Source organism: Oscillibacter sp. KLE 1728 (assembly GCF_934833455.1).
GTDB lineage: Bacteria > Bacillota > Clostridia > Oscillospirales > Oscillospiraceae > Oscillibacter > Oscillibacter welbionis.
The window spans coordinates 1-15,448 of record NZ_CAKVVF010000001.1 but is presented as its reverse complement, the minus strand read 5'-3'; the positions used below and the strand labels follow the sequence as shown (position 1 = coordinate 15,448).

At 63.0% G+C, this 15,448-nt stretch carries 14 protein-coding genes; 6 read left to right on the top strand and 8 right to left on the bottom strand.

Annotation, left to right across the window (positions count from 1 at the left end; all coding sequences use genetic code 11):
- Positions 1-271: 271 nt before the first annotated feature.
- The 3 genes from QVE23_RS00070 to ftsH form a co-directional block, all read right to left on the bottom strand.
- On the bottom strand, positions 272-1,528 hold the full coding sequence (locus tag QVE23_RS00070; protein WP_273481819.1) for a helix-turn-helix domain-containing protein: 1,257 nt from the start codon (positions 1,526-1,528) through the stop codon (positions 272-274).
- Between the two features lie 121 nt (positions 1,529-1,649).
- Positions 1,650-2,168, bottom strand: coding sequence for a GNAT family N-acetyltransferase (locus tag QVE23_RS00065; RefSeq protein ID WP_021749203.1), 519 nt, complete (start codon positions 2,166-2,168; stop codon positions 1,650-1,652).
- 82 nt (positions 2,169-2,250) lie between these two features.
- Entirely contained in the window at positions 2,251-4,461 is a 2,211-nt protein-coding gene (gene ftsH, locus QVE23_RS00060; protein ID WP_287967392.1) for an ATP-dependent zinc metalloprotease FtsH, read from the bottom strand.
- A 294-nt stretch (positions 4,462-4,755) separates the two neighbouring features.
- Here ftsH and rlmB point away from each other — a divergent pair, with 294 nt between their 5' ends.
- Both rlmB and QVE23_RS00050 read left to right on the top strand, forming a co-directional pair.
- Positions 4,756-5,526: a 23S rRNA (guanosine(2251)-2'-O)-methyltransferase RlmB gene (rlmB, locus tag QVE23_RS00055; RefSeq protein ID WP_021749201.1), complete on the top strand. Its 771-nt coding sequence runs from the start codon at positions 4,756-4,758 to the stop codon at positions 5,524-5,526.
- 35 nt (positions 5,527-5,561) lie between these two features.
- On the top strand, positions 5,562-7,709 hold the full coding sequence (locus tag QVE23_RS00050; protein WP_021749200.1) for a hypothetical protein: 2,148 nt from the start codon (positions 5,562-5,564) through the stop codon (positions 7,707-7,709).
- Between the two features lie 194 nt (positions 7,710-7,903).
- Here QVE23_RS00050 and QVE23_RS00045 read toward each other — a convergent pair whose 3' ends face one another.
- From QVE23_RS00045 to QVE23_RS00035, 3 genes are all read right to left on the bottom strand, one after another.
- Positions 7,904-8,719, bottom strand: a complete 816-nt coding sequence (locus QVE23_RS00045) for a mechanosensitive ion channel family protein (RefSeq protein WP_287966652.1) — start codon at positions 8,717-8,719, stop codon at positions 7,904-7,906.
- Positions 8,720-8,810: 91 nt separating this feature from the next.
- Positions 8,811-9,545, bottom strand: a complete 735-nt coding sequence (locus QVE23_RS00040; RefSeq protein ID WP_287967390.1) for a hypothetical protein — start codon at positions 9,543-9,545, stop codon at positions 8,811-8,813.
- A 45-nt stretch (positions 9,546-9,590) separates the two neighbouring features.
- The gene (locus QVE23_RS00035; RefSeq protein ID WP_198016065.1) at positions 9,591-10,043 is read right to left on the bottom strand and encodes an RNA polymerase sigma factor; all 453 of its coding nucleotides are present in this window, start codon (positions 10,041-10,043) and stop codon (positions 9,591-9,593) included.
- Positions 10,044-10,378: 335 nt separating this feature from the next.
- On the opposite strand from QVE23_RS00035, the gene QVE23_RS00030 reads away from it, so the two are divergent.
- From QVE23_RS00030 to QVE23_RS00015, 4 genes are all read left to right on the top strand, one after another.
- The gene (locus QVE23_RS00030) at positions 10,379-10,678 is read left to right on the top strand and encodes a hypothetical protein (RefSeq protein WP_276895045.1); all 300 of its coding nucleotides are present in this window, start codon (positions 10,379-10,381) and stop codon (positions 10,676-10,678) included.
- A gap of 93 nt (positions 10,679-10,771) precedes the next feature.
- On the top strand, positions 10,772-11,356 hold the full coding sequence (locus tag QVE23_RS00025) for a sugar O-acetyltransferase (RefSeq protein ID WP_136891255.1): 585 nt from the start codon (positions 10,772-10,774) through the stop codon (positions 11,354-11,356).
- Positions 11,357-11,510: 154 nt separating this feature from the next.
- Positions 11,511-12,077 (top strand): RNA polymerase sigma factor, encoded by a 567-nt coding sequence (locus QVE23_RS00020; protein WP_025545476.1) that lies wholly within the window; start codon positions 11,511-11,513, stop codon positions 12,075-12,077.
- A gap of 1 nt (position 12,078) precedes the next feature.
- Entirely contained in the window at positions 12,079-13,533 is a 1,455-nt protein-coding gene (locus QVE23_RS00015; RefSeq protein WP_025545478.1) for a PepSY domain-containing protein, read from the top strand.
- A 96-nt stretch (positions 13,534-13,629) separates the two neighbouring features.
- Here the strand turns inward: QVE23_RS00015 and QVE23_RS00010 are convergent, their stop codons facing one another.
- Both QVE23_RS00010 and QVE23_RS00005 read right to left on the bottom strand, forming a co-directional pair.
- Positions 13,630-14,550: a DUF2238 domain-containing protein gene (locus tag QVE23_RS00010; RefSeq protein WP_021750559.1), complete on the bottom strand. Its 921-nt coding sequence runs from the start codon at positions 14,548-14,550 to the stop codon at positions 13,630-13,632.
- Complete coding sequence (locus tag QVE23_RS00005) at positions 14,547-15,401, bottom strand: glycerophosphodiester phosphodiesterase family protein (RefSeq protein WP_021752041.1); 855 nt, start codon at positions 15,399-15,401, stop codon at positions 14,547-14,549. The genes QVE23_RS00010 and QVE23_RS00005 overlap by 4 nt, the downstream gene beginning before the upstream one ends.
- Between the last annotated feature and the right edge of the window lie 47 nt (positions 15,402-15,448).

The following is a 15,448-nucleotide window of genomic DNA, read 5'->3' as shown; positions in this document are numbered from 1 at the left end:
AAAAAATAAAAACCAAAAACGGGGCCCGGACCCCAAAAAAACGGGGGCGGGGGCGCCCCTACCGCCCCCCCCCGGCGTCTGTATGATATAGAGAAAGGAGAGGGAAAATGATGTGTGTCACAAGCTTCCTGCTTGTTGTGCTCATCATACTGCCCCCAGCCGGGAAAGTCAACAGCCTGGGGGAAAGCTTCATACTTTGTTTACAGACTGGTCAAAAACGGATGATTTCATTCACAAAATGTTCAAAATCCGGAAACAATTTGCGCGGCGGTCATCCGCCGTACTGCCAGTGGGCGGGATCGGGATCTGTCTCACTGCTGTCTGGCCAAGTCAGCGCATCTCCGCTCTCATCGAGAATGTAGGGCACATCCTGGGAGACCGTGACCCGTCCATAGATATCCGTCACCACGGCAGCCACCTGTACCGTATCCGCAGGCGTGAGGGAGAGGCGCAGCTCCGGCAGCTGGTAAAAATCAAATTCTTCAAAGCCGTGGAAGCTGTCAGGCTTTTCACAGGGCTCTGCCCAGGCTGCCAGTTTCTGATTTTTGAACAGGCCCACCCGGATATTTGCCACGGCCGCGGTGAGAGACGCATCAGCCGGTGTCACCTCACGGATATAAACATAGCGCTCGTGGCTGGACGCATTCAGGACCAGCGTGCTGTCCTCCAGATCCATCCACATGAGATCGCTGTTGACCTCCACTTGCGGCAGAGAGTCGCTGTACAGCCCCTCAAACTGGTCCAGCAGCTGGGTCTGGCGGGTGCCGTCCGGCGGGACCAGCAGCGCCGAGAGGGTGATATGGTCCGTCAAGGGGACGGAGAGTGTGGCGGAGAACCGTTGGTTGGGGCCCTCTTCTCCCACACTGCCCAGCCGGTCGCTGGCAGTCTCGCCGTTTTCCGCCAGGAACTCCACAGCCATTCCCTCCACATAGGTCTTGGGGACAGCATAGGCGGAGAAGGTGACGGTGTTGGCGGCAAGGTCCACGGCTTCCAGCTCCACACCGCAGTCCGCCACCAGGCTGTTCTGGGCCTTCAAGATCTCCTCCACCCGGTTGGAGAGGGAGCCGATCTGGCCGTACACACTGGACTCCACCCGGTAGAGGCTGTTCTGCAGATTTACATACTGGCCGTTCATTCGGTCCAGACGGTCGAAGAGGTGGAACAGCACCAGGCACAGCGCCGCTGCCGCCAACACCCAAGGCCAGCGGCGGCGCTTCCGGGGCGACGGCTGGGCGGCAATGTAGCGGCCTGCGATCTCCTCCACCATCTTCAGCTGGGCCTCTGTCAGCCCGCCGCCTGTTTCAGCAGGAGCGGCATCCGCCTCCGGCGGTTCCTCCACGCCCAGCAGCCATCCCACAGAGACGCCGAACAGGCGGCTGAGGGCGATCAGCTTGTCGACCTCCGGCAGGGCGGAGTCTGCCTCCCATTTGTAGATGGACTGGCGGGAGACGCCCAGCTTGCTCCCCAGAGCCTCCTGGGACAGCCCCAGCTCCTTCCGCTTCTGCGCGATGCGCTGCCCAATGGTCACATCCCTCGCCTCCTTTCGCCGTCAGACTAGCAGACAGCCTGCCCTCAGGCCACCAACTGGGGAGTGGAAATCTGTCAACCCACGGTTAGCAGAGGAGAAAAGCCCTTGCGTCTCAATGGATTCAGAGGGCCTTTTCGTAGCAGTTGAGATTCTCCCGCACAAAGCCCATGAAGAAGAACTCCGCCGTTCCGGCGTAGCGGTAGCCCAGGGAGGGGTACAGGCGGTTGGCGGGCAGGTTCCCCTCCCAGGTGTCCAGCCGGATGACGGTACGGCCCTGGCGGCGAGCCTCCGCCTCACAGAAGGCCACCATCTGTCGGGCATATCCCCGGCCGGAGCAGGAGGGACGGATGCACAGGGTATGGATCACCCCTACCTCCTCCGCAGCGGCGGGGATGGTCCAGGGGATGGCGCCGTACTCCGGCAGCTGGACGCTGTTCAGGTTCACCACGCCCCAGAGGACGCCGTTCTCCTCGCCCACGTAGAAGGTGCCGGCCTCCAGGGCCTGGCGGGCGGTGTCGATGGTGGGGTATTTGCCCCGCTGCCAGTTGGTATAGACGGGGCCCTGTGCCTCTCGGTCCAGGATCTCCTCATAGATATCTGCGGCCTGAGACAGGTCCGCGGGGGTGGCGAGTCGGATCATGGCGATTCTCCTTTTTGATGTAGTGGCGATGGGAAAAGCGAGGCGCGCTGGGGTCAGCGCGCCTCGCGGGGATGATCGGGGATCACGGGGTGTCCTTGGGCGGCTCAGCCGGAGTGGAACCGCTCTCCTGGGGGGCGTCTCCGCCGGAAGGGGAGGGATCGGACACCGGGTTCTCCGGCTGTCCCTCCTGGGCGGGCTCCTCGGGGGATTCGATCTTCTGGGAGATCATGTGCACCTTCTTGGCAGGGGCCTCAATGGTCTCGGGAGAGGAGGGGCGGAACGCCTTGTCCTCTGCGCGGGTGGAGGCGTAGGGGTTCTCCACCAGTTCCGGGTCCCGGCCCTCGATGATAGCCACCATCTCTGCGCCGGTGATGGTCTCCTTCTCCAGCAGGTAGGCCACGACCTTGTCCATGTCCTCCCGGCTGGCTTTGATGACCTCCACGGCCTGCTGGTAGCACTGGTCCAGGATGTCCTTCACCGCCTGGTCCATCCGGGCGGCGGTATCCTGGGCGCAGTCCATGCCGTAGCCGCCGTCCAGGTATTGGTTCCGGCGGGAGGCCAGCGCCATCATGCCGAACTCGTCGCTCATGCCGAACATGGCCACCATGTTCCGGGCCACGTTGGTGGCGTCCTGAATATCCTGGCTGGCGCCGTTGGTCATGGTGTTCATCACCACTTCCTCGGCCGCCCGGCCGCCCATGGAGACCATGATCTTGGCCATCAGCTCGTCGCGGGTGCGCAGCTCGGTCTTGTCCTCCTCTGGCATCAGCAGGGTGTAGCCCAGAGAGCCCTGGGTGTGGGGGACGATGGTGATCTTCTGCACCGGCTCGGTGTTTTTCTGCTTGTAGGCCACCATGGCGTGACCGACCTCGTGGTAGGCCACCAACTTTTTCTCAAACTCGGTGAGGACGCTGCCCTTCTTCTCCGTGCCGGCAATGACCAGCTCGAAGGCGGCCAGAAGATCCTCCTGGGTCACCAGCTTGCGGCCCTTCCGCACGGCCCGCAGGGCCGCTTCGTTCACCAGATTGGCAAGGTCCGCGCCCACGCAGCCCGCAGTGGCCAGGGCCACCTTTTTCAGATTCACGTCCTCTGCCAGCTTGATGTTGCGGGTGTGGACCTGCAGCGTGGCAATGCGTCCCGCCAGGTTGGGCCGGTCGATGGTGATGCGCCGGTCAAACCGGCCGGGCCGCAGCAGCGCCTGGTCCAGCACCTCAGGCCGGTTGGTGGCGGCCAGCAGAATGATGCCCTTGGTGGGGTCAAAGCCGTCCATCTCCGCCAGCAGCTGGTTCAATGTCTGCTCCCGCTCGTCGTTGCCGCCCATGCGGTTGTCCCGGGATTTGCCGATGGTGTCGATCTCGTCGATGAACACGATGCAGGGGGCCACCTTGGCCGCCTCCTTAAAGAGGTCCCGGACGCGGCTGGCGCCCACGCCCACGAACATCTCCACGAAGTCGGAGCCGGAGATGGAGAAAAACGGGACGTTGGCTTCGCCGGCCACAGCCTTGGCCAGCAGCGTCTTGCCAGTGCCCGGAGGGCCGACCAGCAGCGCGCCCTTGGGGAGCTTCGCGCCGATCTCCGTGTACTTCTGGGGGTTGTGCAGGAAGTCGATGATCTCTGTCAGGGACTCCTTGGCCTCGTCCTGGCCGGCCACATCCTTGAAGGTGACGCCGGTGGACTTCTCCATATACACCTTGGCGTTGGCCTTGCCCACGCCGCCGATGCCGCCCATTCCTCCCATGCCGCCCTTTTTCGCCATCCAGCGCATGACCAGGGAGAACATCAGGAAGATCAGCACAAAGGGCAACACGTAGCTCACCAGCATGGCCAGCACCGGGTTCACCGGGGCCTGATACTCCTTGTCGACGCCCTCCACCCCATACTCGTTCAGGAAATCAATGACGGCGTCATTGGACTGGATCCGGACAGTGAAGAGCTCCAGGTGGGCAGTCTGCTCCTGCCCGGCGGCGTCCATATAAGTGTAGCCGTCCTCCGTTTTGGTGTAGACGGTGCCGTCCTCAGCGGTGTAGGAATACCCCTCCTCAGGGGTTATCAGGAGGATATCCTCCGCGTTGTCGAATTCCACCCGGGCCACCTGGCCGCTCTCCACCATCTCCTGGAACTCTCCGTATTCCACGTTGATGGAGGAGGCCTGGCGGCCAGTGCTGCCGATGACGCTGCTGGCATAGCTGAAGATGATCGTCAGCAGAAGGGCCCAGCCCACCAGAGAGGCCACGCCCCGCCAGTTGCCGCCGGGCTTGTTGTTTTTGTTGTTCTTATTGTCGTTTGGGTTCATGTATGGAACTCCTTTCAGGGGAAAACCTGTCAATACCCGGAGGATAAACGGGACCGCCCCGGTCCCGCCTGTGCCGGAGACGGGGGTGCGGTCCGCTGCCCGGGGCGTCCAGCCCTGTTTTCAGACAGTGCCGAAGCCTTAAAATGATTTATAAAGTATATCACAGAAGCCGCAGGCCTACAAGGACAAGGAACCGGTTTTCTATAAATTTTCTGTGAATTCCACTTTCCAGACTCCCGCCCCTATGCTATACTACCTCTTGAATGCGAAAATACTCAAATTGAGGGAGAAGTTATGGAAGAACGGAGAAAGCAGGACCTGACTGCCGAGGCCGACGGCATCATCGAGGGGCGCAACGCCGTCATTGAGGCCCTGCGGGCAGGGGAGACGATTGACAAAATTTACCTCCAGAAGGGAGAGACGGACAAGACCCTGGGACATATTGCCTCCAAAGCCCGGGCGGCGGGCGTGGTGGTGGTGGAGGCGGACCGGCGGAAGCTGGACGCCATGAGCCGCACCCATGCCCACCAGGGCGTCATCGCCCTGGCAGCGGTCCGGGAGTACGTCAGTGTGGAGAGCATCCTTCAGGCCGCTCGGGACAAGGGCGAGGCCCCCCTGCTGGTGGTGTGCGACGAGATCTCCGACCCCCACAACCTGGGGGCCATCATCCGGACCGCTGAGTGCGCCGGGGCTCACGGCGTGGTGATCCCCAAGCGCCGCAGCGCGGGCCTCACCGCCGTGGTGGCCAAGACCTCCGCCGGAGCGGTGGCCCACGTGCCGGTGGCCCGGGTGCCCAACATCCCCGCTCTGCTGAAGGATCTGAAAAAACAGGGGGTGTGGGTCTTCGGCACGGCGGCGGACGGCACCACGGCCCTGTACGACGCGGATCTGAAGGGACCCGCCGCCATCGTCATCGGCAGCGAGGGGGACGGCATGACCCGTCTGGCCGCCGAGAACTGCGACTTTTTGGTGAGTATCCCCATGCGGGGGAAGCTGAATTCCCTGAATGCCTCTGCCGCCGCGGCGATCCTGCTGTATGAGGCGGTGCGCCAGCGGATGGCCTGAAGGGCCGGGGACACAGCGGAGAGGAAAGGGGCAGCATGGCTTCCAAAGACGAGAGAGAGTTTGATAGCGGTCTGACCGGGGGCACGGATGTCCCGGCGTTGGAGGAGGACTTCTCCCTGGAGGAGATCCTGGCGGAATACGGCGCAGGCCGGGAGCAGCGGCTTATGGAGGCCGTGGAGCAGGAGGCCCGCCGGGAGACGGAGCCGGCCGCCCCTCCGGCGGAGGGCGGCGCGAAGAAGCCGCCTCTGCAAACGGAGGCGCGGCCGCGTCCCGCCCCCCAGGTGACGGAAAAAACAGCTCCGCCCCAAAAGCCGCCCGCCCAGCCGGAGGACCTGCTGGAGGAGCTGCGGCAGGATCTGCCGCCCTCTCCCCACCCCATCACGCTGGAGGATGTGGTGGGCAGCACCGTGGACGCGGTGATGGAAGAGGAGGCTCAGGAGCCCCTGCTGCGGCCCCGGCGGGGCCTGTTCTCCCGGAAGCGCCTGATGGAGACGGAGGAGCTCTACGCCCCGCCGGAACCGGAGGAGGCGCCGGAGGAGATCCCGGAGATCGACACCATCGGTCCGGAGCCGGAGCTGGCTGAGGCGGCGGCGGACTACCGGGCGGAGGCCAAGCGGCGCAAGCACCCTATCCTGGCAGCGGTACTGATCTCGCTGCTGCCGGTGATCCCTATGGGGATCGAGGCCTACGGCTATGAGATCCGCTACTGGACCGGCGACGCAGCCGTCCAGAGCGGTGTGCTGCTGGCGTGCCTTGCGGCGGTGGCCGTCCTGGCCCGGCAGGTATTCGCCAAGGCGTTCGGCTCGCTGCTGCAGAAGCGATGCACCAGCGAGCTGCTGGCGGTGGTCTCCGCCGTGGTGATGGCGGCGGACTGTGTGGCCCGGCTGGTGCTGCCGGAGCGGAGCGCCGTCCCCTGCTATGCCCCGGTGGGGTGCCTCGCCCTGGTGTTTGCCATGTGGGGCGGAGCCCGGGAGAGCCGGGGACTGTGGGACACCTTCCGCATGGCCGCCACGGATGACGAGCCGCCTTATCTGGTGACGGAGACGGAGAAGGGGGCCTGCAAGCAGGCGGGTTCCGTCCCCGGCTTCTACACCACCGCCCTGCGGGAGAATACCGCCGCCGTGTGGCAGAACGCGCTGATGCCGGTGGTGCTGATGGCCTCCATCGTGTTTGCCGGGCTCAGCTCCCTGGGCCAGGAACGGGGGGACGACTTTTTGCTGAACTGGTCTGCCATCCTGGGGGCAGGCACCACCTTTGCCCTGCCTCTGTGCTGGGGGATGCCATTCTCCCGGCTGGCCCGGCACTTTCACAAGGCGGGGTGCGCCGTGGCGGGCTGGTGCGGTGCGGAGAAGATCAGCCGCAGGCGGGCCATGATCCTGACGGACGGAGACCTGTTCCCGCCGGGTACGATCCAGCTCAACGGCGTAAAGGTGTTCGGGGAGGACCTGTCCCGGGTTTCCTCCTATGCCGCCTCTATGGCCCGGGCGGCGGACTGCGGCCTTCAGCGGTTGTTTGACGGCCTGCTCCGCAGCGAGGGCGGCCATTATGAGAAAGTGGACGATTTCAGCTTTTATGAGGAGGGCGGCTACTCCGCCACCATCCGGGGGGAGTCGGTATTGCTGGGCACGGCCTCCTTCATGCGGAAGATGGAGGTGCGCCTGCCCGGCGGCATCAACCTGCGGACCGGCATCTTCCTGGCCATGGACCGGCAGCTGGCGGCAGTGTTTGCCGTGAAGTACCAGCCCTCGGAGAACGTGGATTTCGCCCTGCGGATGATGCGCCGCAGCCGCATCACGCCGATCCTGGCGTCCCGGGATCCCAACATTACCCCGGCCCTGCTGAAGCGGAAGTTTCACAAGGGCGTGAAGGTGGAGTTCCCCAGTCTGACGGACCGGGTGGCTTTCAGTGAGGCGGAGCTGGACCGGGGGATGCCCCGGGCCCTGCTGTTTCGGGAAGGACTGCTGCCCTATGCGGAAGCGGTGGTAGGCAGCCGCCGCCTGTGCAAGGCTGTGCGCCGGGCCACGGCGCTGTCCGTGCTGGGCAGCGTGGCCGGGACGCTGCTGTCCTTTTATATGGTGTTCCAAGGCGCCTATAATCTGCTGACGCCTCTGGCCCTGCTGGTGTTCCTGCTGCTGTGGGCGCTGCCGGTGTTGCTGCTGGCGGACTGGGCGGGCAGGTATTGAGCGCCGGCCATCTCGTTCGCAGCGGGATAAGATGACGCTGCGGGCGGAAGTCAACCGCATGAGCGGGGAGACCCACCACATCCGTGTCCCATGCAGGGCATTCCGCGGCATTTACCCCAAAAGACGGCGCCCGGTCCGGGATTTCCCGGACCGGGCGTCGCTGTATACAGAGGCGCCTGGAGCGCCTCCCGCGGTCAGCTTTGGTTTTCTATGATGTGGACATTCAGGTGGTTGTAGGTCATCTCCACGCCGTACTCCCGGAAGGCGTCCCGCAGGTGCTCCCCCAGAGCCAGATACGCGCCCCACCAGTTCTCCGGCGTAGCCCAGCAGTAGACTGTGTACTCGATAGAGCTCTCCTTGTATGCGGTGAGGTAGACGGTGGGAGCCGGGTCCTCCAGCAGGTTTTCCGTCTGCTCCAGAGCGCGCCGGCAGGCGGCCTTCACCGTCTCCGTGGGGGCGTCGTAGGAGGCGGTCACCCGCTGCACCACCCGCCGCCGCCCCAATACGGTGTAGTTGGTCATCTGGGAGGAGGCCAGCTCCTTGTTGGGGAGCATCACCAAATGCCCATCCGGGGTCACCAGCTTGGTGTGGTTCAGACTGATCTCATGGACCGTGCCGGCCACGCCGCCGACCTCTACATAGTCCCCGATGGAGAAGGGGTGGGCGGAGAGGATCACCAGCCCGCCGGCCACATTGCCCAGGATGTCCTCCGCCGCCAGGGTGACGCCCAGGGACCCCACGGACAGCAGCGCCACCAGGGAGGTCATGGGAATATTCAGGCTCTCCGCCACGATCAGCACCGTGACGATATAGAGGATCAGCTTCACCCCGGCCAGCAGGTATTTCTGGATGCGCTCGTCCAGCTTCGTCCTAGCCAGCAGCCGCCGCAGCAGCTTGCCCAGCAGGTGGACGGCCACCAGGCAGATCAGCAGCGTGGCAGCGGCGGAGAGGACCGCCCGGAAGGAGAACTTGGCCAGCGTGTCTGTGAACAGGGAAGTGAGGTCCGACATACGCGGCGCCCCCTTTGTATCAGGATAGCAAAAGCATACCGGAAAGCAGCGGAAAAGTCAACGCCGCCGGGGCGCGGCTCCCGGACCCGCTTCAGTCTTTTTCATCTGCAGAAAGGGCGATTTGGCAGCGGGGCAGGATTGCATGCTCAAATGTATACAGTGTCTCCGCCGCAATGGTGCGCACAACGGCTGCCAGTACCTGGTCGATTTCGGCGGTATATATCCGCGTCTGCCCGTCCGGCAGCGGGGCGGCAATCTGCAGGGAATTTGCCGCTCCCCGGCGTAACATAGCCGCCTTTTCGTCCATGCCGGGCTGGACATGGGCGCCGCCCTCCTGGTTTGCCAGCAGACACACTACGCCCTTACGGCTCAAAAAGTGCTGCCGGTCAATCAGGAGAATGTCAATCCCATCCCACCAGGTCTTGAATGCCCGTTTGGCATATCGCTTTCCGGGTTCCAGGGACAGGGGCTGCACCGTCAGAACCGGAGGGACTTCTGGCTGGTGAATCATCTGGTACTGAATGAGCGGGGAGCGGACAAAATCGGTCCTCCCTTTATTGGGCAGCTCGCCCCGCACGGTGCTCAGACTGAGAAAATCCGGACAGCTGAATGCAAAACGCTTTGTAATTTGGGCCAGCAGGGAATCAGAATATTTTGTCTGGTGAAGCAGAAGCCGGAGCTTGGTCGCAATCTGCGCACCGTAAGACCAGTCTCCTGCATCGTAATGGAGGCATTCCTGCCTTAAAAATTTTAACTGGACGAGCAGATCGCTGAGCAATTCTGTCGGCGTCCGATCAACTTGATACGCTTTTTTATCGTTGTGCATATTTGGTGCACTCCTTTCGGCATGAATAGTTGGGATTCCTGCACTTTAAAACTCTACTTTCTCCGTGCAATAGCGCAGGAAGCGCGTCCGGACCACATTGCACGCGGCTTCATATCGCGTTTTTACCTCACGCTGTGTCAGATTTAATTCCTGCGCAATGGCCCGCAGCGACAGCTTTTCCAAAATCCGAGCCTCCAGAATCCGCTGGCTTGTTTCAGAGATGTCGGAGATGGCTTTCCAGAGACAATAGTACCGCTCTAGACGAATCAGGATCCACAGGGGATCCCAATCCCGCATCCGTCCGGTGGAGACTTCATAGAGCTGCCGGCGATACCGTAGGCCGGTCAACACCTGCCGACAGCGGGTGCGGGTAATGTTTTTGCTGTACCCGCCTACCCAGCCGGAGAACTGGCTGAGCCCCTGATATCGGTCCAGCTGTTCATAACAGAGGGCAAACGCCTCATCGGCAATCTCACAGTAATCATCAGGTCCCAGCACGCGGCAAAAATCCATCCCGTACGCGCACTGGTATACAATTTCATAGGCACTCTCATAAAGCGCCTTCCAAAGTTCGGGATCGCCGCTTTTCAGAAATTCCTGAACCTGTTGATAGTCTTGCTCCCGCCGACTGGTTCGATAGGGCTGATATTTCCAAATTTTTTATATTTCATCAAATTCACCTCCTTTCTGCCTCTCACAGTGGCGGCTTTAGGCGATCCTGTCAAGAAAAAATTTCGCCCGCCATGCAATAAAAGCCGTTGTCTGCGCGTTATCAGGACAGAAGACACAAACAGGAACCATGAATCCGAAACAACAAGCAGGAGGAGCTTTTTATGAAAAACATGTCTGTGAAGAAGATCGTCGCCATGATCGTGGGTGCAGTTGCGGTACTGGCCGTCGCGGCCGTGGCCGCTGTGCTGGCGCTGCGGGTGGACAGTGCGGAGGCTCAACAGATCGCGCTGGATACCGTCGGCGGCGGGGAGATCGTCTCACAGGAGGTCAGCAGTGAGGGCCTTTGGAATGAGTACAGCTACGAAATCATCAACGGGGACACGTGGTACGACATCGAAATCAGCGGCTTCGGCTCCGTCACAGAGCTGGAGAGCGTCAGCAGCCAGTATCCCCGGGGCTGAACCGACGGCGGCTCTTGCACCCGGAGGGCGCCTTCTGTATAATGGCAGAGTGAATTGCGGCCCTGGGGCCGCCTGTACAGGAGGAATCACCCTATGACGGAAAAGGAGAAGATGCTGCGGGGAATGCTGTACGCACCCGCCCGTGATGAGACCCTGCTGGCGGAGCTGGCTGCCTGCAAGGCTCAGTGCCAGCAGTTCAATCAGCGGGCCTATCAGGCGGAGGGCATCGAATCCGCCCAGATGCTGCTGCGCCGGCTGCTGGGCGCCGCTGGGGAAGGACTGCGGATTGAGCCGCCCTTCTGGTGCGACTACGGCTGGAATATCAGTGTGGGCCGGAACTTCTACATGAACCACGGCGGCGTCATTCTGGACGCCGGCGGCGTGACCTTTGGAGACAACGTGCTGGTCGGCCCCCAGTGTGGATTCTACACCTCCGGCCACCCCTTGGACGCGGCAAAGCGGGCCCAGGGGCTGGAGTACGCCTATCCCATCCGTGTGGGCAGCGGCGTCTGGATCGGCGGCGGCGTCCGCGTGATGCCCGGCGTCTCCATCGGAGACGGGGCGGTCATCGCCTCCGGCAGCGTGGTGACGAAGGACATCCCTGCCGGAGTCCTGGCTGCGGGCGTCCCCTGCCGCCCCATCCGCCCCATCACGGCGGCGGACCGGATGCTGCCCTGATCCGGCGGAGCAGCTGCCCTTCCGGAAAATTTCGGCCCGGGGTTGGAAACCTCTGCAGGATGTGCTATCATGGGGGCGCGGCCGGTGATGCTTCGGCCGCAGTGCAATCAAACGCGCCGCCGGCGCGTTGTCTGTGTGAACAGGAGGAAGCCCCATGATATTCTGCATGACCGTGGCAGAGCCGGACCCAGACGCGGATGCCGCCCTGGAGGACTGTATCGCCCGCATCGCCGGGGGAGACAAGGACGCTCTGGCGGATTTGTACAGCCGCACCCGTCCTGCCGTCTACGGCTTTGCCCTGTCAATCGTCAAAAACGCCCACGACGCAGAGGATATTCTCCACGACGCCTGTTTGCAGGTGTGGAACGCTGCCGGCGGATACCGCAGGCAGGGCAAGCCTATGGCCTGGGTGCTGACCATCACCCGGAATCTGGCCATCAGCCGCCTGCGGGAGCACGGGCGGACGGAACCCCTGGTTCAGGAGGACTGGCAGGACCGTCTGGCGGACAATCCCGCCGTGACCCATGAGGACCGGATGATGCTGGAGGCCGTGCTCTCCGCCCTGAGCGACGAAGAGCGGCAGATCGTCACCCTCCACGCGCTGACAGGCCTGCGGCACCGGGAGATCGCCGCTCTGCTGGGCCTGCCGCTCCCCACGGTTCTCTCCAAATACAGCCGGGCTTTGAAAAAGCTCCAACTCGCATGGAAGGAGGCAGACTGACTTGGACGAACGTGAACTGGAACAGCGCCTGCGGACCGCCGTGGAGCACGCCGCTCCTGATCCGCTGGACCGCATCCTGGCCGCCTGCGGCCCGCAAGCGGGAACTGTCCTCCCTTTTGAGGCTCCGAAAAAGAAGCGCCGCTGGGCGCCCCTGGCAGTGGCTGCCGCCCTGGTGGTCATGTGCTGTGGTGCTTTCGGCATCAGCAGCTGGCGGGGAGCCAACGCCGTGGACTCCGTGGTGATGCTGGATGTGAACCCCAGCCTCTCCATGACCGTCAGCTCCAAGGAGCGGGTGCTCTCCGTCACCCCCTTCAACCAGGACGCAGAGGTTATCCTGGGCGACATGGATCTGACCGGCACGGACCTGGACGTGGCAGTGAACGCCCTCATCGGCTCCATGCTCCAAAACGGTTATCTCAGCGATATCCAGAACGCCATCCTGGTGTCCGTGGAGAACCAGGACGCCGCAAAATCCGCCCAGCTCCAGCAGCACCTGACGGATACCATCAACAGCGTCTTCCAGGGCGGTTCCCTGGAGGGGGCTGTCCTCAGCCAGACAGTGACGGAGAGCGCGGATCTGAATGCTCTGGCCCAGCAGTACGGCATCTCCGTAGGCAAGGCATCCCTGATCCAGGAGGTGATCGCTCAGGACAGCACACTGACCTTTGCGTCCCTGGCACCCCTGTCGGTGAATGAGATCGCCTTGATCGCCGAGTCCCGGCATCTGACCACCCAGGCCGTCACCCAGACGGGCACCGCCAGCACAAAGGCCTATATCACGGCAGAGGAGGCCAAAAATGCCGCCCTGGCTCATGCGGGCATCGCCGAGAGCAGCGTGGCCCAGCTGGAGATCGAGTTCGACAGCGAGGACGGCCTGATGGTCTACGAGGTGGAGTTCTATGCCGGCGGCACAGAGTATGATTACGACATCAACGCCCGCACCGGTGAGGTGGTGAATTTCTCCCGGGAGGGCGGCATCTCCGGCGGAACAACCGGCAGCTCCGGCTCCTACATCGGCGAGGCGGCCGCCACTGCCGCCGCCCTGACCCACGCAGGCGTCAGCGAAGCGGACACCATCTATCTCCGCTGCTGGGTGGAGCACGACGACGGGCGGGCGGAGTGCTACGAGGTGGAGTTCCTGGCGGGCACCACGGAGTATCAGTATGAGATCGACCTCTATACCGGCGCCGTGCTGAAAAGCGAGCGGGAGAGCCACAGTGTCCCAGCATCCGGCAGCTCCGGCCCCCACATTGGCGAGGCGGCTGCAAAATCCGCTGCCTTGACCCACGCCGGCGTCAGTGAGAGCGACGCCTCCCGCATCCAGGTGGAGTTGGACCGGGATGACGGCCGGACCTTGTATGAGGTGGAGTTCCATGTGGGCCGGACGGAGTACAGCTATGAGATCGACGCCTCCTCCGGCGCAATTGTCAAGGCAGAGCAGGAGCTGGACGACTGAACCCTGTCACATCAAAAAGCAGCGGCCGGCAGATGCCGGCCGCTGCTGCGAAAAACCACCGGCCGAAGCCGGTGGTTTTCTGTCTGTGTGGGGCGCTCAGGCACCCTCCGGTTCTCCCGGCGCCGGGGGGCCATCCGGAGTGGGGGCGTCCGCGTCCTTTTGATCCGCCTCTTCCAGCGCCTGCTGGAGATAGTCCTGCTCCGCGGTCTTTTTGCTGGGGACAAAGCCCTGGGCGGCGCTCTTCCGGCGGCCCTTGCTGCGGGCGAAGAAGAAGCCGGAGAGGGAGAACACAACGGCACCGATGAAATTCACAAATAGGTCCTTCATGGTGTCGATGATGCCAATATCCAGGTAGCCGCCCAGTCCCAGGCTCTCTCCGTTGATGACCACGTCCTGGATATCCGGAATCGTCACCACCTTGTTGGAGAGCGTGGGATCCAGGGAGACGGAGTGGATGGCGTGGATAACCGTGTCCTTCTGCATGTCCGTGCCCAGGAAGAAGTCCATGCCGAATTCAAAGAACTCCCACAGGACCCCGATAGTCATGGAGAAGCAGAAGGCCACCAGGGCCAGGAACGCCGGGGACAGATGGAAGGTGATCCGGTCATCGTCGTTCAGCAGCATCACCATGGAGAAGCCTACCGCCGCGGCCAGGAAGCCGTTGATGGTGTGGAGCATGGTGTCCCATCCGGGGATCACGACATAAAAGGCGTTGACCTCACCCAGAATTTCTGCCGCAAAGATGAAGCAGAAAATGGTGATCTCCAGGGGCGGCGGCAGCTCGATCCGCAGCTTCACCTGGATCCAGCTGGGCACGTAGAGCAGCAGAAGCGTGAGAATGCAGAAGAAGGCGCCCTCGTAGTTGGCCAGCATAATCTGCCGCACCAGCACCACCAGCACCAGAATCCGCAGGATGGAAAAGACGATGAAGGAGCTTTTGTGTTCCCGCAGCTCCCGCGCCATGGCCTCCTGAAATGCCTTTTTATACTGCTTCTTTTCTTTCTTTGTCGACTTCAATGGGTTACCTCCTTCGGTCGGTCCGGTTCTTCAAAAATCGGCAGGGCGCCCTCTTGCTCGGCAAGGGCCACATCGGCCCGGGAGCGGAGGGTCCAGTAGGCCATCCGCATCCCAAATTTGCGGCACAGCCGCACTGCCGGCTTTTCCCGGTCTCCGAACCGGTAGGCCACAAAATCCGGCCGGGTGAATGCATTGTAGAAGAGATTCGTCAGCGCCAAGCGGTTCCAGGGACCCTGGCCGGATGGATGGCGGTGGAAATCCTGGGACAGCTGGCCCCGCAGCACCGACGGCCGGTGGCGGCGCAGCCACCGCAGCGGCCGGGGGTCAAAGCTCTCCACACAGTAGTCTATGGAGAAGCGGTCCAGGCAATCCACCGTATCCCGGGCCAGCGCCGCGGCGCCGTGCCGGTCGGTCTTCAGCTCCACCACCAGCGGCGCCCGTCCGGCAAACAGGGGGAGCACCTCCTCCAGAAGAGGGATGTGTTCCTCTGAGCCTGCCAGCCGGAGAGCGGCAAGCTCCTCCGCGGTTTTTTCCGCCACCCGACCGGGAACGCCGCACATCCGCTCCAAATCCCCGTCGTGGATCACCACCAGGCGTCCATCCCGGGTCAGATGGACATCCAGTTCGGCGCCGTATCCGGCCTCCGCCGCCCGGCGGAAGGCCGCCAGGGAGTTCTCCGGCACGCCGGGGCCGTGGAGGCCCCGGTGGGCGTACCGAAAGCCCTCCAGCTTTTCCCAGCCAGGACCATCCCGCCGGCCGTGGAGCAGGAACCAGACCAGCAGGTATCCAAGCCCGGCCAGGGCAGCTGCCGCAGCAGCGGCTGCCGCTAAAATCAGCAGCAATTCGACCATAAACACCTCCGCCAAATCCGGGCATCGGGGAGCGGACCGCCCCGGGA

Excerpts from the sequence above, each read along its gene's own strand:
- QVE23_RS00065 (WP_021749203.1), bottom strand. The coding sequence starts at position 2,168 with ATGATCCGACTCGCCACCCCCGCGGACCTGTCTCAGGCCGCAGATATC.
- ftsH (WP_287967392.1), bottom strand. The coding sequence starts at position 4,461 with ATGAACCCAAACGACAATAAGAACAACAAAAACAACAAGCCCGGCGGC.
- rlmB (WP_021749201.1), top strand. The coding sequence starts at position 4,756 with ATGGAAGAACGGAGAAAGCAGGACCTGACTGCCGAGGCCGACGGCATC.
- QVE23_RS00050 (WP_021749200.1), top strand. The coding sequence starts at position 5,562 with ATGGCTTCCAAAGACGAGAGAGAGTTTGATAGCGGTCTGACCGGGGGC.
- QVE23_RS00045 (WP_287966652.1), bottom strand. The coding sequence starts at position 8,719 with ATGTCGGACCTCACTTCCCTGTTCACAGACACGCTGGCCAAGTTCTCC.
- QVE23_RS00040 (WP_287967390.1), bottom strand. The coding sequence starts at position 9,545 with ATGCACAACGATAAAAAAGCGTATCAAGTTGATCGGACGCCGACAGAA.
- QVE23_RS00030 (WP_276895045.1), top strand. The coding sequence starts at position 10,379 with ATGAAAAACATGTCTGTGAAGAAGATCGTCGCCATGATCGTGGGTGCA.
- QVE23_RS00025 (WP_136891255.1), top strand. The coding sequence starts at position 10,772 with ATGACGGAAAAGGAGAAGATGCTGCGGGGAATGCTGTACGCACCCGCC.
- QVE23_RS00020 (WP_025545476.1), top strand. The coding sequence starts at position 11,511 with ATGATATTCTGCATGACCGTGGCAGAGCCGGACCCAGACGCGGATGCC.
- QVE23_RS00005 (WP_021752041.1), bottom strand. The coding sequence starts at position 15,401 with ATGGTCGAATTGCTGCTGATTTTAGCGGCAGCCGCTGCTGCGGCAGCT.